At 70.4% G+C, this 533-nt stretch carries 1 pseudogene; it reads left to right on the top strand.

Features of this window, described 5'->3' with window-relative positions:
* Positions 1-199 precede the first annotated feature (199 nt).
* Positions 200-533: pseudogene (locus ABD323_RS45070) on the top strand (hypothetical protein); the annotation flags it as partial.

Here is a 533-nt window from a genome sequence, read left to right on the forward strand (position 1 = left end):
TAGGGGGACAAGGCGCAGTCCTCCGTCCCGGCGAACTCGACCCTGGTCTTCGTGATCGACATCCTCGAGGCCGTCTGAGGTATTCCGGCGTCCTGCCTCTTACCGCGCTCTCACCTACACCTGACATACTGTCGCGCACTGTGGCAGGTGTCCGTCAGGACCCGGTGAGGGCGCGGCGCGGCGAGATGGATGGGGAGTCATGACTGACAAGAGTGCCGGTGGCGCGAACGACGGAGCAGGGGCCGACCCGGGGGCCGCCCGGCCGGGTGGGCCACTGCCCGGCGACGGCGAGTCGATCGTCGTCCCGCCCGCCATTCTGAAGCAGCAGGCCGGCTGGGGTCAGGCCGAGGCCAGGCGGGCCGAGAGCGCCGGCGAGAAGGACGAGACCCCGCAGGTCTTCGCGTCCAACGTGCGCAAGAAGGACCTCTCGGAGGCCGGCTACGACGAGAACCCCGGCTCGGTGGGCCGGCTCGGCGTGATCCTCGGCACCCTGCTGGCGGTGCTGCTGGTCGGCAGCGGCGTGACGCTGGTTG

The sequence above is a fragment of the Kitasatospora nipponensis genome (assembly GCF_039528135.1).
GTDB classification, from domain to species: Bacteria; Actinomycetota; Actinomycetes; order Streptomycetales; family Streptomycetaceae; genus Kitasatospora; species Kitasatospora nipponensis.